Origin of the sequence: Synechococcus sp. UW105, from assembly GCF_900473935.1 — a bacterium.
Taxonomy (GTDB): domain Bacteria; phylum Cyanobacteriota; class Cyanobacteriia; order PCC-6307; family Cyanobiaceae; genus Synechococcus_C.
In genome coordinates this window covers 1-16,013 of record NZ_UCNN01000022.1, presented here as the reverse complement: position 1 = coordinate 16,013, position 16,013 = coordinate 1, and the positions used below count along the sequence as shown (strand labels likewise).

Annotated in this window: 15 protein-coding genes and 2 tRNA genes; 10 read left to right on the top strand and 7 right to left on the bottom strand. The window is 60.7% G+C overall.

Annotated elements, in window-relative coordinates:
- Positions 1 to 251: 251 nt before the first annotated feature.
- Positions 252 to 914, bottom strand: coding sequence for a tRNA-(ms[2]io[6]A)-hydroxylase (locus DXY16_RS09630; RefSeq protein WP_115121023.1), 663 nt, complete (start codon positions 912 to 914; stop codon positions 252 to 254).
- Entirely contained in the window at positions 914 to 1,366 is a 453-nt protein-coding gene (gene aroQ / locus DXY16_RS09625; protein ID WP_115121022.1) for a type II 3-dehydroquinate dehydratase, read from the bottom strand. Before aroQ ends, DXY16_RS09630 begins: the two co-directional genes overlap by 1 nt.
- A gap of 107 nt (positions 1,367 to 1,473) precedes the next feature.
- Here aroQ and DXY16_RS09620 point away from each other — a divergent pair.
- Both DXY16_RS09620 and DXY16_RS09615 read left to right on the top strand, forming a co-directional pair.
- Positions 1,474 to 1,555: transfer RNA gene (locus tag DXY16_RS09620), tRNA-Tyr, on the top strand.
- A gap of 10 nt (positions 1,556 to 1,565) precedes the next feature.
- Positions 1,566 to 1,637, top strand: a tRNA-Thr gene (locus tag DXY16_RS09615).
- Here DXY16_RS09615 and DXY16_RS14820 read toward each other — a convergent pair.
- Both DXY16_RS14820 and DXY16_RS09610 read right to left on the bottom strand, forming a co-directional pair.
- Positions 1,619 to 1,795, bottom strand: coding sequence for a hypothetical protein (locus tag DXY16_RS14820; RefSeq protein WP_170953916.1), 177 nt, complete (start codon positions 1,793 to 1,795; stop codon positions 1,619 to 1,621). The genes DXY16_RS09615 and DXY16_RS14820 overlap by 19 nt on opposite strands.
- Before the next feature lie 13 nt (positions 1,796 to 1,808).
- Positions 1,809 to 3,287, bottom strand: coding sequence for a glycoside hydrolase family 13 protein (locus DXY16_RS09610; RefSeq protein ID WP_371410905.1), 1,479 nt, complete (start codon positions 3,285 to 3,287; stop codon positions 1,809 to 1,811).
- A 52-nt stretch (positions 3,288 to 3,339) separates the two neighbouring features.
- Between DXY16_RS09610 and glpK the strand changes: the two genes are divergently transcribed.
- Positions 3,340 to 4,857: a glycerol kinase GlpK gene (gene glpK / locus DXY16_RS09605; protein WP_115121021.1), complete on the top strand. Its 1,518-nt coding sequence runs from the start codon at positions 3,340 to 3,342 to the stop codon at positions 4,855 to 4,857.
- Positions 4,854 to 6,422 carry a glycerol-3-phosphate dehydrogenase/oxidase gene (locus DXY16_RS09600; protein WP_115121020.1) on the top strand — a complete coding sequence of 523 codons (1,569 nt, stop codon included), beginning with the start codon at positions 4,854 to 4,856 and terminating at the stop codon, positions 6,420 to 6,422. The genes glpK and DXY16_RS09600 overlap by 4 nt, the downstream gene beginning before the upstream one ends.
- Here DXY16_RS09600 and DXY16_RS09595 read toward each other — a convergent pair.
- Entirely contained in the window at positions 6,406 to 8,097 is a 1,692-nt protein-coding gene (locus DXY16_RS09595) for an alpha-amylase family protein (RefSeq protein WP_115121019.1), read from the bottom strand. The two genes, DXY16_RS09600 and DXY16_RS09595, sit on opposite strands and share 17 nt — an antisense overlap.
- A gap of 101 nt (positions 8,098 to 8,198) precedes the next feature.
- On the opposite strand from DXY16_RS09595, the gene DXY16_RS09590 reads away from it, so the two are divergent.
- Positions 8,199 to 9,599 (top strand): aldehyde dehydrogenase family protein, encoded by a 1,401-nt coding sequence (locus tag DXY16_RS09590; protein ID WP_115121018.1) that lies wholly within the window; start codon positions 8,199 to 8,201, stop codon positions 9,597 to 9,599.
- Positions 9,600 to 9,656: 57 nt separating this feature from the next.
- Positions 9,657 to 10,757, top strand: coding sequence for a LysM peptidoglycan-binding domain-containing protein (locus DXY16_RS09585; RefSeq protein ID WP_115121017.1), 1,101 nt, complete (start codon positions 9,657 to 9,659; stop codon positions 10,755 to 10,757).
- Positions 10,758 to 10,769: 12 nt separating this feature from the next.
- Here DXY16_RS09585 and DXY16_RS09580 read toward each other — a convergent pair whose 3' ends face one another.
- A complete protein-coding gene (locus tag DXY16_RS09580; RefSeq protein WP_170953915.1) occupies positions 10,770 to 12,248 on the bottom strand; it encodes an ATP-dependent DNA helicase RecQ in 1,479 nt (492 codons plus the stop codon).
- A gap of 42 nt (positions 12,249 to 12,290) precedes the next feature.
- A complete protein-coding gene (locus DXY16_RS09575; RefSeq protein ID WP_115121016.1) occupies positions 12,291 to 13,376 on the bottom strand; it encodes a hypothetical protein in 1,086 nt (361 codons plus the stop codon).
- Positions 13,377 to 13,447: 71 nt separating this feature from the next.
- On the opposite strand from DXY16_RS09575, the gene DXY16_RS09570 reads away from it, so the two are divergent.
- The 4 genes from DXY16_RS09570 to mtnC are packed head-to-tail and all read left to right on the top strand — an operon-like array spanning position 13,448 to position 15,925.
- Entirely contained in the window at positions 13,448 to 13,657 is a 210-nt protein-coding gene (locus DXY16_RS09570; protein ID WP_115121015.1) for a photosystem I reaction center subunit IV, read from the top strand.
- Positions 13,658 to 13,662: 5 nt separating this feature from the next.
- Entirely contained in the window at positions 13,663 to 14,529 is an 867-nt protein-coding gene (locus DXY16_RS09565) for a DNA-formamidopyrimidine glycosylase (RefSeq protein ID WP_115121014.1), read from the top strand.
- On the top strand, positions 14,508 to 15,173 hold the full coding sequence (gene mtnB / locus DXY16_RS09560) for a methylthioribulose 1-phosphate dehydratase (RefSeq protein WP_371410904.1): 666 nt from the start codon (positions 14,508 to 14,510) through the stop codon (positions 15,171 to 15,173). Before DXY16_RS09565 ends, mtnB begins: the two co-directional genes overlap by 22 nt.
- On the top strand, positions 15,170 to 15,925 hold the full coding sequence (gene mtnC / locus DXY16_RS09555) for an acireductone synthase (protein WP_115121013.1): 756 nt from the start codon (positions 15,170 to 15,172) through the stop codon (positions 15,923 to 15,925). The genes mtnB and mtnC overlap by 4 nt, the downstream gene beginning before the upstream one ends.
- Positions 15,926 to 16,013: the final 88 nt, after the last annotated feature.

Here is a 16,013-nt window from a genome sequence, read left to right as displayed (position 1 = left end):
GACAGAAGGCGCCCATGACAGCCGACACAGCAGCACAAACACTCTCCACCACAGACTGGACTCGCCGATCAACCGGCCTTCCTGACCTCAATAAAAAGGAGCCCTCCCCCCAGAAGACTCCCAGACTCGACGCACCGACCACCAACAGGCCGGCTAAGTAATTTTGCTGTGCCAGAGCGATACAAAAAGTCGCCAAAAGCACGATCTAGAGGGTTCCTCTACACCAAATACCAAGAGCGCAGGCGGCTGAATTAGGGGCTGAACACCCCAACGGAATGCATGCGAACATCCGCCGGATTCTCCAACTCTCCAGTGAGGATCTGAGCTTCATGCGCGGCCAGCTGCTCCAAACGAGGTATCACGACGGACCGATCCCAACGCTCTTCGCACAACATCCAGTAGAGACCGAAGTGGCGGGCCTCGCTAGCCAGTAACGCTCCATAGAGCTGCCGTAACTCCTGATCAGGACTGTGCTCTGCAAGCAATGCCATGCGTTCATGGCTGCGCGCCTCGATCAGACCGGCGACGAGAAAGGAATCCAGCATGCGGTCCGGCTCGGGCCGGCGCACCTGTTTCGCCAGCTTCGCGCCGTAACCCGGTGAAGGCAGAGGTTCTAGGTAACGCCCTCGTCGCTTGAGCACCGCCAGCACCTGCTCAAAATGCTGGAGCTCCTCGCGAGCAAGTGGGCTCAGGGCTTCCCCAAGGCCAGGCTCACACAGGTATCGAAACATCAGCTGAACGGCCGCACCCGCAGCCTTTCGCTCGCAATGGGCATGGTCGATGAGCACTTCGATCGGCCTGGCATTGGCTTGATCCAGCCATGAGGCACTGGTAGGAGCGGCGAGCCAGCGGATACTGGCGACAGTTTTTTGAAGGCTCTGATCACCAGCCTGAGCAGGAGACGAGAGCACCATCAAACCGCCTCTTTCACACGAGCCCGCAGATGGCTAACCAGTCCATCGAGAGCCAGGCGATAGCTGTCGGCGCCGAAGCCACAGATCACACCGACCGCCTGATCGGCCAAATACGACTGATGGCGAAAGGGCTCCCGTGCATGGATGTTGCTCAGATGCAGTTCCAGATAGGGAATCGCCACTGCCAACAAGGCATCCCGCAGAGCGATCGAGGTGTGGGTGTAGGCGCCGGCATTGATCAAGATCCCATCCACCTGGCCCATCGCCTCATGGATGCGATCCACCAGAGCTCCCTCAAAATTGCTCTGGAAGCAGTCCAGCTCCACGCCGAGATCATTGGCTTGGAGCGCCAGCGCAGATTCAATCGCTGGAAGCGTCGCAGATCCATACAACCCTGGTTCGCGCTTCCCCAGCAGGTTGAGATTGGGGCCATTAAGCAAGAGCAGGCGCATGGCCCTCACGCGGACTGAATTGAATCTGATCGTATCGAGCTTCTGCTTCTTGCCCTGATCAACGAAGAAAACGGCAGGCAGGCTGGTAAATTCTCTGGGTGTGGTTCGGGTCGGTGCCCGAGTGGTTAATGGGGGCGGACTGTAAATCCGCTGGCTCTGCCTACGTTGGTTCAAATCCAACCCGGCCCATCCTCCACATGCCCTTGTAGCTCAGCGGTAGAGCACTCCCTTGGTAAGGGAGAGGTCTCGAGTTCAAGTCTCGACAAGGGCTTCTTCTCCACCCCCCTGGCACCGAGGGTGGCTCCTGTTGAGTGATTCAAATGGCTTGCGTGGGGCATGGCCGTTGAAGCGTTTGCCCCTGTCTCGCGTCAGTGGCAACGCAAGGTTCGGGTTGATGGCGTCCATGCCGACAGCGAAGATCTGAGCCATCGCCTGGATGTCGTCAGTCCGAACAGCCTGAGCCTCCCCTGCCTTGGCTCAACAGCACCGCCGATTGCGGAGACAGTGTCAAGGGTGAAGGCCCAGCGGCCCCGATCAGCAACTCACAGTCGAGTGTTGCGTCTGATCCCTGACGCACAAGCTGAGAATCCAGAGTCAGGACCCGCTGCCGACTGCGGTTGAGGGCAACCGCCAAGCCGGGGGCGAGACCGATCAGTCCATCGCGGCCCTGAGGATGCCAACACAATCCGCCCTGCCTGAGGATGGGGAAGCGACGACGCAACTGCAAAAACGCCTGGATCGCAGAGCACAAGTCATGCGGCCAGGGCTGCCCCCAAGGCATGGCTTCGCGGCACCCAGGCTCCTCACCACCCTGCAATCCTGCTTCAGTGCCGTAATAGATGCAGGGCGCTCCAGGCTGCAGGATCAACAACAACAGGGCCAGGCGCAACGCGGCTGCATCTCCCTTAAGCGTGTGCAATGCCCTGGGGACATCATGACTATCAAGCAGGTTCAGCTGGGCAGTGTTGACCTCAGGCCGGCAGCTGTCCTGGGTGGCCGTCCAAATCGCGAGCAGCGCATCAGCGTCAAGCGGCTCCAGCGGGTATTGAGGGTTGTTGTAGGCCTCTGACAATCGTCCTGCCGCGGCCCAGCAAAGACTGCTCCAACCGAGGCGATAGTTCATCACACCGTCGAACTGATCCCCTTGCAACCAAGGGACCGCATCACCCCAGATCTCCCCAACAATCCAGGCCTCCGGATTGACCGATCGCACCATGCGCCGAAATGAAATCCAGAACCCAGAAGGAACCTCATCAGGCACATCCAGTCGCCAGCCATCAATGCCTCGCTCGAGCCAATGGCGTCCCACTTGCAAGAGAAAATCCTGCACCGGAGGATGCGCGTGATTGAACTTGGGCAGGGCCGGATCATTCCACCAACAGCTGTATCCGCACGACTCTCCGGCGCGGGGATAGGGATGCATGGGCCAGTGGTGGATGTGAAACCAATCCCGATAAGGAGACGTGATGCCGTTTTCCAGTAAATGGTGAAACGCCCAAAAGCCACGGCCGCAATGGTTGAACACGCCATCCAGGATCAAGCGCATCCCGCGGCGATGCAGCTCCGCCAGCAATGCATCGAAGGCCTGATCACCCCCAAGCAGCGGATCCACCTTGAGGTAGTCGTAGGCGTGGTAGCGGTGATTGGCGGCCGAGGCGAAGATCGGTGTGAGGTACAGACAGGTCACGCCCAGTCCCTGCAGGTGATCAAGGCTTTCGATCACGCCCCAGAGATCACCACCTTGAAAGCCCTGGAGCATGGGATCGCTTCCCCAGGGCTGCCACTGCAGCCCAGCCACCTGTCGCTGCTGAGACGCGATCGGCGTCACCTCAGCGCGCCGAAAACGATCGGGGAACACCTGATAGACCACGGCATCCGAGACCCAAGCAGGTGGTAATGCAAACGCATCACTCAAAGCCAACCCCCTTTGCAGGAGCGTGCCCCACCGCTAGCACTTTAAAAACGAGTCGGCCATGGCAGCAACGCCTCTCCTCCTGGCGCTAGACCAGGGAACCAGCAGTTCGCGTGCAGCCCTGTTTGACAGCAGTGGAATGCTGGTGGCAAGCGCTTCTGCCCCCCTCGCGATCCGCTATCCCGCCGATGGCTGGGTGGAACAGGATCCCTTGGCAATCTGGGAGAGCCAGCGCCAGGCCATGGCACAGCTCGAGGCAACGCTGACTGACGAGCAGCGTCGGTCTGTGACCTGCTGTGGCATCACCAACCAGAGGGAAACCACGGTGCTGTGGCAACGCAGTAACGGAGCCCCGTGCGGCCCAGCCCTGGTCTGGCAAGACGGACGCACCGTCGAGATCTGTCGTCAGTGGAAAGATCAAGGCCTCGAAGCCAACTGGTGCCACCGCACAGGCCTGTTACTTGACCCCTATTTCAGCGCAAGCAAGATTCGCTGGCTGCTGCTGCATGAACCAACAGCCCGCGCTGCCGCAGAGCGCCACGACCTCTGCTTTGGCACCGTCGAAAGCTGGCTTCTCTGGCATCTCAGTGGCAGACGCCTGCACTACTCAGACATGAGCAATGCCAGTCGGACCCTCCTGATGGATTTGGAACAGCGCCAATGGATGGAGGCGTTCTGTGATGCAGTGACCTTGCCGAGTTCAGCCCTGCCCGAGCTGGTGCCGTGCCGCGGTGACTTCGGAGCCATCAGCGAGGGGCTGCCCTTTGCCGGCGTTCCGATCAGAGCCCTGCTGGGAGATCAGCAGGCCGCCACCCTCGGCCAGCTCTGCCTCGAACCGGGGGAAGCGAAATGCACCTATGGCACTGGGGCGTTCCTGGTGGTGAATACCGGTTCAGAGCTGCGCCGATCCAATGCTGGACTGCTCACCACGCTGGCCTGGACCGATGCCGACGGCACCCCCACGTACTGCCTGGAGGGAAGCCTGTTCAATGCGGGCACCGTGGTGCAGTGGCTGCGGGATGGCTTGGGATTGATTCGTGAAGCCGCTGAGATCAATGCGCTAGCCGCCAGCGTCGACTCTGCGGCAGGGGTGATGTTGGTGCCCGCATTCACCGGTTGGGGCACGCCCCACTGGGACCCCAGCGCACGTGGCCTACTCATCGGCCTGACCCGCGACAGCCAACCTGGTCACATCGCCCGCGCGGCCCTGGAAGGGATTGCTCTGTCAGTGGCCAGCCTCGTGCAGCTAGCCGAACAATCGATTGGCCATGGCCTGGGGGAACTGGCTGTGGATGGCGGTGCTGCCGCTTCCGATCCCTTGCTGCAGGCCCAAGCCGACAGCACTGGCCTGCGGGTGAGACGTCCTGCCAGCCTCGAGAGCACAGCACGGGGCGTCGCCCTTCTGGCCGGTGCAGAGGCCGGGGTGATCGCAGATCTGCGCGACCTGGTACCCGCCAAAATGGAAGGAGGAGACCTGTTCAAGCCAGGCCTCGACAGCAACCAGCGTCAGCGCTGGTGCGAACGCTGGGATGAGGCCGTGCGCCGCAGCCTGCACTGGAGCGAAGGAGGGCAGGGATGAGCGACCCCCTCGACCTTTTGATCATCGGTGGGGGTGCCAGTGGCGCCAGCGTGGCCTATGAAGCCGTGTGCCGCGGCCTTCGGGTCGCCCTACTGGAAGGAGCCGACATCGGCGCTGGCACGAGTTGCCGCAGCACCAAGCTGCTGCACGGCGGGGTGCGCTATCTAGAACTGGCCTTCAAAACCGCCGACCCGGCCCAGTTTCGCCTGGTGCGCGAAGCCCTATTGGAACGCGGCCACTGGTTAGAACAGGCTCCGTTTCTAGCCCACAGACTCGAGCTAGCCCTACCAACCACCAACTTGGTGGGACAGGGTTATTACCGGATTGGGCTGGGCCTTTATGACGCCCTGGCAGGGCGCACAGGCATCGGCGCCAGTCGCTGGCTGTCCAAAGCGCAACTTCAACAAGCTCTTCCCTTGCTGAAGCCTGGGCTCAATGGTGGCGTCGCCTATAGCGATGGGCAATTTGACGATGCCCGTCTCAACCTTCTACTGGCACTCAGCGCCGAACAAGCCGGTGCACAGCTCCACACAGGTTGCCGTGTGACCAAGCTGGAGAAGACCCCTGAAGGACGCATTTGTGGTGCCATCAGCCTCACGGCTGATGGCCGAGAACAACGTTGGAGCGCGCGGGTGGTGGTCAATGCCACAGGCATGCAATCCGACGCAATCCGGCGCATGGCCGATCCCGACTTAGCAGAGCGCATGCTCACGAGCAGAGGCGTGCACCTGGTGCTGAAGGCCAACCTCTGCCCGGAGGGAGTCGGCCTGCTGCTGCCCGCCACCGATGACGGTCGGGTGCTATTCATGCTGCCGTTCTTTGGCCGAACCCTTGTCGGCACCACCGACACGGCCTGTGACATCGCGACCGCCTCAGCTCCCTCCGCCGAGGAGCAGGAGTATCTGCTCGCTTATGTGCGTCGCTGGTTTCCCCAGCTCAGCGACCTCAGCGTCGGCAGCTGCTGGGCTGGTGGCCGCCCCCTGCTTCGGCCTTCGGGCGACGACCGCAACAGCAGTCGGGTCGTGCGTGAACACGAGGTTGAAACCCTGCCAAGCGGGCTGGTGAGCGTGATGGGGGGAAAGTGGACGACCTGCAGACCCATGGCAATCGATACTCTCGAGGCCGTGGCCGCGCAACTTGAAAGACCGTTGCCGCCCCGACAAGCGCTGCCTCTGCTGGGCTCCGCCACGGTGCCCGGGCAGACCAGTGCCCTGTTGAGCCAGCAACGGCAGGAGCTAGAGGCACTGCTTCCGAACACGGCCTTGCGCACCGCTCAAGCCAACCATCTGCACAGCAACTTCGGCTTGCGGGCCCCAGCCTTGGTGGGTGGCTGGAGCGAGAGCGATCGCCAACCTCTCAGCGAGGTCATCCCCATCTGCCGAGGCGAACTCCATCACGCCATCCACTCCGAACACGCTCGCAGCGCGACCGATGTACTGGCCCGACGCTGCCGGTTGGCGATGGTGGATCAGAGCGAAGCCGAGCGGCTCGTGCCTCTCGTGAATGAGCTACTGGACGACCAGGGGCATGCAGCCGGTGGGCCGAGCCTCAACCTTGCGCACTGACCGACTGGTCCTGCTGGACCGATTCCTGATCGGCTTCCTCATCCACTTCCCCGATCAGCCACCAGCTGAAGCCATGGGCAGGCAGATAAACAAACCAATTCTGATCCGCCTCAGGGAATTCACTGCCCCAGAGCACCTCCCGAGTGCGCTGGCCCTGCCAGCGGCTCAAATCCAAGCGAAGCGAGGCGCCGGCAGCCGAGAGATTGGCAGCCACCAACACGGTCATCGACTCACTGGTTCGCACGTAGACAATGACTGCCGGATGGCTGCAATCCAGCAACTCAAACCCCCCGTGCCGCAAGGCCGGAAGCAATCGCCGACAAGTGAGCATGCGGCGATGCCAATTGAGCAGTGACCCCTGCAATTGCTTCTGAACCTCCACGTTCACAACCCGGTGGTGATAACCAGGAGCCGTGATCGAGGGCAGCACCAGTAAGGGGTCAGGTGCGGTTGAGAAGCCGCCGTTGCGCGCTGGGGTCCAGGCCATCGGCGTGCGATTGGGATCCCGGTCCCGTAAGCCAGGCCAATCGCCCATCCCCAGCTCATCGCCGTAATAGAGGCAGGGCATTCCAGGCAGGCTGTAGATCAGCGCATGCAGCACCCGATTGGAACCGGGATCACCGTTCAGGAGCGGAGCCAGCCGGCGATTGATGCCCCAGTTGAGCCAATGCCCCTGGCCCTGATGCAAGCCAGCTCTGATGGTCTGCACCACGTCATCACTGACCAGGTGACCATCCCCCAGCCAGAGCTCATCGTGGTTTCGCAAGGGCAGAGCCCAGCGACAACCCTGCACAGCCTCCTGTGCTTCATCCAGGCAAACGCGCAGAGCCTCGGTACGACCACTGGCAATGGCCGCAAACAGATGGGCAGTGAGCGCGAAATTGAACGCCCCGTGCAGCTCGTCATCCTGCAGATACGGAGCCGCCTCATCCACCGGCTGGATCGCTTCGGCCAGCAGAAGCACTTCCCGGCTGTGGGCATCCACCCGTTTTCGCAGTCGTTTCAAAAACGTATGCGTGGCCGGCAAGCCCTCACAGCGCGATCCTTCCTCTTCAAAGAGAAAGGGAATGGCATCAAGGCGAAAGCCATCCACACCGCGGTCGATCCAAAAGTCGACCACCTCGAGCATTGCCTCCTGCACCAGAGGGTTCTCGTAATTCAGGTCGGGCTGATGACTGAGGAAACGATGCAGGTAATACTGCTGCGCCACCTCATCCCATTCCCAATTCGAAGATTCGAAATGGCGAAAGAGCACAGGGGCATCGGCATAACGCTGGGGGTCATCGCTCCAGACGTAGACATCCCTTTCAGGACTGCCCTTAGCCGCCCAGCGGGCCCGCTGGAACCAAGGATGCAAGGTACTGGTGTGATTCAGCACCAGATCGAGCACCACCTTGATGCCGTGCTTGTGAGCAGCAGTGAGAAAACGATGGAAGGCTGAAAGGTCCCCCAGGTCGGGATGAATCTCGGTGAAATCGGTGATGTCGTATCCACCGTCCTGCAGGGGCGAGGGGTAGATCGGCGTCAACCACAGAGCATCCACCCCAAGCCAGCGCAAATAGGGGAGACGCCCAGCCAATCCTTGAAGATCACCGATACCGTCGCCATTGCCGTCGGCATAACTGCGCACGATCAGCTCGTAGATCACGGCGCCGTTCCACCAGGGCTGCTGCATTCCGTTCTGCGTTAGCCAATCCCATAGCTAGACCCGGATCAGACCGACGTCAGCCCTTTCGCCCGGATGAATTGCCAGCATGGCGCCGTAACGGTTTGCCCATGACGCTCAGTTCACCGCCTGCACCCCAGAGCTTGCCGGACTTGCCTTCGCTTCGAGGGCCGGTCGCCCATGGTGCAACCCGCGGGGAAGCCTGGCGTCGCAAACAATTGCAGACGATGCGCGCCCTGCTCGATCAACACGAGGGCGAGATCCTCGAGGCCCTGCGGGCAGATCTGGGCAAACCCACAACGGAAGGGATGGTGGAGGTGCTGGCCCTGCGGCAAGAGCTGCGGCTCTGTGACACGCAACTGCGCCGCTGGATGCGCCCACGCCGGGTTCCGGTCCCGCTACCGCTGCAACCGGGCAGGGCCGAAGTCATCCGCGAACCCCTTGGCTGCGTTCTGATCATTGGCCCCTGGAACTATCCCTTCCATCTCACCCTGCAACCACTGATCAGCGCCCTTGCGGCAGGCAACACCGCCGTGGTCAAGCCCTCAGAGCAGGCTCCAGCCACAGCTGACCTCATCGAGCGGCTGCTTGGCAGCGCCTTTGACCCTGAGGTGGTGCGGGTGGTGCAAGGCGACGGGTCCACAGCAGCTGCCCTGGTGGATCAGGGCTATGACCACATCTTCTTCACTGGCGGAGGCAACATTGGTGCCAAGGTGATGGCTGGAGCCGCACGGCATCTCACACCGGTCACCCTGGAGCTGGGCGGCAAGAGCCCCGCGATCGTGCTGCCAGGTGCGGATCTCGCCGTCACAGCACGACGATTGATCTGGGGGAAAGGGCTGAATGCAGGCCAGACCTGCATCGCCCCCGACTACCTATTGGTTGAAGACAGCCTGCGGGATCCCCTGGTCAAAGCCCTTGCAGCGGCCCGAGTCGATCTCTATGGAACGGATCCAGTGGGATCAAGCGACCTCGGCCGGATCATCAACGACCGTCAGTATCAACGGCTGGAGGCTCTTCTCGATGGAGCCCGTGCCAATGGCCAGGTCCTGATCGGCGGCGAAAGCGATGCCAACAGCCGGCGAATCGCCCCAACCGTGCTGACGGTGGACACGCTTGAAGATCCGTTGATGCAAGAAGAACTGTTCGGACCGCTGCTACCGCTGATCGCCGTTCGCGATCTGGCCATGGCGATGGAACGGATCCGCCGCCTGCCCAAACCCTTGGCCCTCTATCTCTTTGGCGGAAAGCAGCAACAGCAGAACGAGCTGCTGATGGGCACCAGTTCAGGCGGTGTGTGTTTTAACGACGTGGTGATGCACGTGGGCATTCCAGACCTGCCCTTCGGAGGCGTGGGGCCCAGTGGGATGGGCAGCTACCACGGCGAAGCAGGCTTCCGCACCTTCTCCCACGAACGCTCAGTGTTGAGACGGCCATTTTTCCTCGATCTGCGCCTGCGCTACCCCCCCTACCGGCTTGGTCGGGATCTGATGCGACGCATCCTTGGCTGAATCGGGACTGGCGCCCTTGCTGAATCACCTTATGGTTTGCCGAGAGGAAATAAAAACATGCGCCGAGCCCTGTTTGCAGCCCTGGCCCTGTCGGCCTTGATGCCGCTTCAGGCCCTCAGCGGCACTGTCACGGTGCGAAGTGGAGACACCCTTTCCGACATTGCCGACCGTTACGGGGTGTCGGTGGGATCGCTGATGCGTTTGAACGGATTGCGCAACTCCAATCATGTTGAAGCAGGGCAACGCCTCAGGGTGCCGGGCCCAAGGGTCACAGCTGGAGCCGGCCGTCACACCGTGGCCCGTGGCGAAAGCCTGAGCACAATTGCCAGCCGTTATCGCGTCAGCGAAAGAGATCTGATCACCCTCAACCATCTCCGCGATGCCAACCATGTTGAGGTGGGCCAACGGCTCCGGCTGCCCAGCAATGCGGTACTGCCCCAACCGAAAGCAGCCAAAACCAAACCTGTGCCGGTCAATCCGGTTCCGAACGCCAACAGCCACACGATTGCCCGCGGCCAAACCCTGACCCAAATCGCCAAGGCTTACGAAGTTCCGGTTGCCTCCCTGGTGGACATCAATGGCCTCACTGATCCCAACAAGGTGAAGGTGGGCACCAAGCTGCTGCTCAGACAGGCACCCTCTGAGGCTGCCACCAGCCTCAGCACCCAGTCGGTGATCGAACCCAGCCCCAGCAACAACAACGCCACCAGCAACGAAGCCATCAGCACCGGCGTAGCTCCAGCGCGGGATGAGCTCACCTCTGCCAGGGAAACAGCGAGCTCCTCTTCCGTCGAAGAGGCCTCCATCACCAGCGCCACCCCCAACGCTGCTGTGCAACCGGCCACCACAGCCAGCAAATCCGACCTCATCGCCAAGGCCTCTACCAAACCAGCTGCATCGGTAGCCCCCAATCAGGCCGACTGGCGCAGCTACGGCCCACTGAAAGTGGACTGGAGCAACTGGCAGACCATGGCGGGCAGTGATGTAGCCCCAACCCTCAATGCTGACGGCAAGCCCTTGTACATCGCTGTGAACTGCGGAGCGCGCAAGATCAACGTCACCGGAGCTAATGGCGCCTGGAAAACCTGGAATGCACCCCAAAGCAACTACGAGCAGGATCTTGTCAAGGACCGATGCCGCCAGGGAAGCGGCGCCTGAGACAGCCTGCCCTCAGGCGACATAGTGCAGCGGCCAAGGCTGGCGCAGAAATCGTCGACCGCTGTCCCTTAAGAACAGCCTCTGGGCCCCGTCATTGCTCTCGCTGATCAACTCTTCCTGGACCATCCGCCTGGTCAACCATCCCCAGCGCAGAGGTTCAACCTCGGCAAGAGTGTCACTGAGGCTGCGGAGATCAGTGCCATGGTCTTTCTCCAAGGCCTGAAGCACGGCGAGAGCCGCTTCCGACCAATCATGACGAGGGAGGCTCTCCTGACATCGGTCACAACGACCGCAGGGCGCAGCCAGTTCGCCGACCGCTAGCAATAACGCCTGCTGGCGGCACATCTCACCTTCCGCCACGGCTTCCATCCGTCGCAACTGCTGCTGCGCCAGTTCCACGCGACTGCGGTCTGCCTGCTGATCGGCCGACGCGTGGCGCAATGAAGCCTGCATCGCCCAACCGAGGCTGGTGCGATCACCCGGAGAGAACAGCACGATGCACTGAGCAGGATGGCCATCACGGCCGGCCCGGCCAGATTCCTGGAGGTACCCCTCGGGGGTTGCCGGCAGATCGAGATGGAGCACAAGCCCCACATCACCTCGATCAACGCCCATACCGAAGGCCACCGTGGCCACCAGCACAGGCCTCTCGGCCTCCAGGAAGTGGCAAAGCGCTTGCTGACGCCGCCCGGGGTCCAAACCGGCGTGATAGGGGATCGCCTCAACCCCATTGGCCTCCAGGCGAACGGCCCAGCGCTCCACCGATCGCCTGGTGCGTGCGTAGATCAACGAGGCACCACGGGAGTTGTCCAGCGCTTTCAGCACTTGATCCAACGGATCCTTGGGACGTCGGCGCATGACGTAATGAAGATTGTCCCGCTGGGCGGAAGCCACCTGCACCAGAGGACGCTGGAGATCGAGCAGGCGAAGGATGTCGGCTCGCACCCGCGGCGCAGCGGTCGCGCTGAGCGCCACCACTGGCACACCCTCACACAGGGCACGAACGTCGCCCAGACGTCGATAGTCGGGGCGGAAATCATGCCCCCAGGCACTGATGCAATGGGCTTCATCCACGGCCAGCGCCACAAGCCGACCTTGGGCATGCGTCTTGGCGATAAGCTCCCGGATCTGCGCCGACTGAAGCCGTTCTGGGGCGAGATAGAGCAAGCGGAGCTCGCCTTCCACCAAAGCACGACAGACCTGTTGGCGATGCTCCGGCAGTAACCCCGCATGCAGACAGGCGGCAGGAATGTCACGACTGCGGAGTTGTCGAACCTGATCCTCCATCAAGGCGACCAGTGGTGAAATCACCAGCACCAACCCCTGCTTGACGAGTGCCGGCAGCTGATAGCAAAGCGATTTACCACCACCGGTGGGGAGCACAGCCAGCGCATCCCTGCCAGCCAAGAGGGCTTCGATCACCGGCCGCTGGCCGGTCCGAAAATCATCCCAGCCGTAGTGGTCATGCAGCGTCGCCAGCAGCGGATCCAAACCACACCAGCGATAGGGCCCTCAGCTTAACGGCCACTACATCTAGGGGACCAACGGCGATTCCAGCTGCTCTGGCGACTCCTCAACCAATTGCAATCGCACCCGCTTGCCACCGGCCAGTTCACCTAACGAGACCCGCATGGTCGCGCCACTCAAGCTCTGCAGCGCCGAGAGCACATCGCGCAGGTAAGGAGTGCTGCTGCCGCTTTCGACCCACAGACGCTCCTGCAGCCCCCCCAACCGACGCCAGGAGGTATGCAACTTGAGAACCGCCGACTCAAGCGCTTGGGCCTGGCCAACGGCATCGGCCAGCAATCCAAGGGCATCCAGGCGCTGCGCCTCCTGCATGGCCTTCTCAAGGTCCAGCTCCCCCTGCTGGAAAGCACGCACGGCCACACCACTCTCGGTGGCCTTCGTGATCCAACGAGCTGTACTGGTGACATCCTTGATCCGGTCGAGTTCAGGCTCATCGCGCAGCACCTTGCGCAGATCCTCCTGCTGCAGTTCTGGCAGCTTTGCGAGCTCCTTCACGAGCGGAGCCACCACTCTGGGTGGCAACAGATTTTGCTGGGTACGCTCGCGAATCTCCTCGGGCAGCAGAGGACTGGTCGCCGCCGTGAATTCATCGGTCAGCCTCCGCACCTGCTTGCGCGTGATCTCCTGGCCCTCATTGGCAGCTTCTGAAATCATCAGCTGCACTTCCGGGGCCGCCTGCGCCGTTTCAAGGAAGGCCCGCTTGGAGAAATGGTTCACACTCTCTTGATCGAGCATGCCGCCCCCGACCAGATCTTCGGCGGATTCAGCAAGCTGGATCAGGCTGTAGGCACGGGTCTTGCTGATTTCACGCTCGCGCAACCACTGCAGAAAGCCAGCACCACGACCTTCGCCACCGCGTTTCTCACGATCGCGAACCGCCTTGAGGATGCGCCCCCTGAGGATCTCGGTCTGGAGGTCGAACCGATCACAGACTGCCCAGGCCTGGTCCAGCTGCTCAAGGAACTCCAGCGTGCTGATGTCATCCCGCTCAGGATCAGGGAGATCCATCTGCAGCATGGGGGGCTCAGGACTGAGACTGGAACTCACAGCGGCATCAGAGAGGGAGCTGGATGCTGCCACGGCGAACGACATTGTGTGACGCTCACGGCGTGGGAGCACCCGCCCGGAGATATCGTCCCATTGCATCCCGTTCCTGCGCAGCGATGGCGATCTCCCGAGGTGACAAGGTGCGCATCAAGCGCCCTGAGTCCTACTGGTTCAACGATGTGGGCACTGTGGCCTCAATCGACAAATCCGGAATCCGTTACCCAGTTGTGGTTCGCTTTGAAAAGGTGAACTACAACGGCCTCTCCGGCTCAGAAGGTGGCATCAACACCAACAACTTCGCTGAAGCTGAACTGGAAAAGGCCTGAGGCCATTGCCAGAACTGCCTGAAGTTGAGACGGTTCGCCGCGGATTGGCAGACCGTCTCAGTTCGTTTCAGATTCACGATGTTGAAATCCTCCGGGACAGGGCCATTGCCAGTCCCGGAGGATCTTCTGTGTTCGCAGAAGGTCTCCGAGGAGCATGGGTCGGTCGGTGGCACCGACGCGGCAAATACCTCTATGCCGAACTGCACGACCACAGCGATGGCGACCAGACCGCCAGTCGAGGCCTTTGGGGCGTGCACCTGCGCATGACAGGCCAGTTTTTATGGCTGGATAGCGAACAGCAGCAGGAGCCCTGCCGCCATACACGAGTGCGTTTCTGGGACCCCAGCGGTCACGAACTGCGCTTTATTGACATGCGCAGCTTCGGCGAGATGTGGTGGGTTCCCCCCGAGTTGCCAGCTGAAGCAATCATCACCGGGCTGAAGAAGCTAGGGCCGGAACCCTTCAGCGACTCCTTCAATGGACGCTATTTAAAGCAACGACTGAAAGGCAGCAGCCGTTCGATCAAAGCGGCGTTACTGGATCAGAGCCTTGTGGCAGGAGCCGGCAATATCTACGCCGATGAAAGCCTTTTTGCAGCAGGGATCGATCCTCACACCACCGCCGGCTCACTCAACCGAGAGCAGCTCGATCGGCTTTGCGACTGCTTGACCGCCGTACTCCAACAAAGCATCGGTGCAGGCGGCACCACGTTCAGCGATTTTCGAGACTTAGAAGGCGTGAATGGCAACTACGGAGGCCAGGCAGCTGTCTACAGGCGAACAGGCAAGCCCTGCCACGTCTGTGGCACACCGATCCAGCGTGAGAAACTGGTGGGCAGAAGCACCCACTGGTGCCCAAACTGTCAGCACTGAGATCAATCAGGGCTATCGCAAGCGAGACGCAGCCGGTGGTGACGCCCCATCAGGATCTGATTGAAGCCATTCAGGATTTGCACCGGCGTGGATGGTGCGACGGCACAGGCGGAAATTTCAGCGTTGTCCTGCACAAGCAGCCAACAACCCTGCTGATGGCACCAAGTGGAGTCGATAAGGGCAAAGTCGAAGCAAACATGCTGATCGAAGTGAATCACAACGGAGAGGTGCTAAGCGGCCTGGGGAAGGCGAGTGCGGAAACGTTGATGCACCTAACCATTGTCGAAACATGTGGCAGTGGTGCTGTGCTGCATACCCATTCGGTAAACGCAACGGTTGTGTCCAAACACGCAGTCAGCAAGGGATTCGTCACTCTCGAGGGATGGGAAATGCTGAAAGGCCTGCGTGGCATCACCACCCACAACACCTGCATTGAGCTACCGGTGATCGCCAATCATCAAGACCTCAAGTTGATGTGCAAGCATGCTGAACCTTTGCTGGCCGATGCACCCTATGGCCTGCTTGTCGCTGGTCATGGCCTTTACGCTTGGGGCGACACATTGAACGAAGCAAGGCGTCATGTTGAAATCCTTGAGTTCCTACTGAAGCTGTACTGGAAAGAACAGTTACTGAGGGTGAGATGACACAAACCACGCACCTACTACTCGATATTGAAGGCACAACCTGCCCAATCAGCTTTGTGTCATCTGTGCTATTCCCCTATGCGAAAAAGCAACTGGATCCCTACCTGAGCTTGCATGCACACAACAAAGAAGTGCAGGCTGTCATCACAGAAGCCTGGCAGGAATGGCGGATTGATCAAGACGAAATAAGCCAAAAGCTCTTACAGCAATCTCCAACGGAAGAGGAAGACACGGCCCACCAAGCCATCAGCAACTATTTTCAGCACCTCATCAGCATCGACAGGAAATCGACCAGCCTGAAGGATCTGCAAGGACGCATATGGGAACAGGGATATCGAGATAGAGCTCTTCAAACCGAACTTTTCCCCGAGGCTCTGCAAGCACTTCGCAGCTGGAACAGGGCAGACTTAAAGCTTGCCGTGTATTCATCTGGAAGCATCAATGCCCAGAAACTGCTCTACCAATACACACCAGAGGGAGATATCAGAGATCTATTCTGCGCTTGGTTTGACACCCATACTGGCCCCAAAAAGGCAAGCGTCTCTTACATCAACATCGCAAAGCAGCTCGGCATTCGCTCCCAGCAGATCACGTTTATCAGCGACAACAAGGCGGAGTGCGATGCGGCTGAGGAGGCAGGACTAAGGACACTATTTAGCCTTCGCGACAACAACCCCGATCAGGATCCAGGCCATCACTGCGTGATCCGATCACTCAACGAAGTGCTTTCACAGCTACAACTGTCGAACTGAGGCGAACTGCGCAGCCAGGCCATGTGTGATGGCTGCGCGGCCATCGCCTTGACTGAAAGCACAAAAAAAGCCGCCCCATCAGGAGCGG

Bases quoted from the DNA above. Each gene is read 5' to 3' on its own strand.
- DXY16_RS09570 (WP_115121015.1), top strand. From the start codon at position 13,448: ATGGCGATCTCCCGAGGTGACAAGGTGCGCATCAAGCGCCCTGAGTCC.
- DXY16_RS14820 (WP_170953916.1), bottom strand. From the start codon at position 1,795: ATGGCTCAGATCTTCGCTGTCGGCATGGACGCCATCAACCCGAACCTT.
- DXY16_RS09600 (WP_115121020.1), top strand. From the start codon at position 4,854: ATGAGCGACCCCCTCGACCTTTTGATCATCGGTGGGGGTGCCAGTGGC.
- glpK (WP_115121021.1), top strand. From the start codon at position 3,340: ATGGCAGCAACGCCTCTCCTCCTGGCGCTAGACCAGGGAACCAGCAGT.
- DXY16_RS09575 (WP_115121016.1), bottom strand. From the start codon at position 13,376: ATGTCGTTCGCCGTGGCAGCATCCAGCTCCCTCTCTGATGCCGCTGTG.
- DXY16_RS09630 (WP_115121023.1), bottom strand. From the start codon at position 914: ATGGTGCTCTCGTCTCCTGCTCAGGCTGGTGATCAGAGCCTTCAAAAA.
- DXY16_RS09585 (WP_115121017.1), top strand. From the start codon at position 9,657: ATGCGCCGAGCCCTGTTTGCAGCCCTGGCCCTGTCGGCCTTGATGCCG.
- DXY16_RS09595 (WP_115121019.1), bottom strand. From the start codon at position 8,097: ATGCAGCAGCCCTGGTGGAACGGCGCCGTGATCTACGAGCTGATCGTG.
- aroQ (WP_115121022.1), bottom strand. From the start codon at position 1,366: ATGCGCCTGCTCTTGCTTAATGGCCCCAATCTCAACCTGCTGGGGAAG.
- mtnC (WP_115121013.1), top strand. From the start codon at position 15,170: ATGACACAAACCACGCACCTACTACTCGATATTGAAGGCACAACCTGC.
- DXY16_RS09590 (WP_115121018.1), top strand. From the start codon at position 8,199: ATGACGCTCAGTTCACCGCCTGCACCCCAGAGCTTGCCGGACTTGCCT.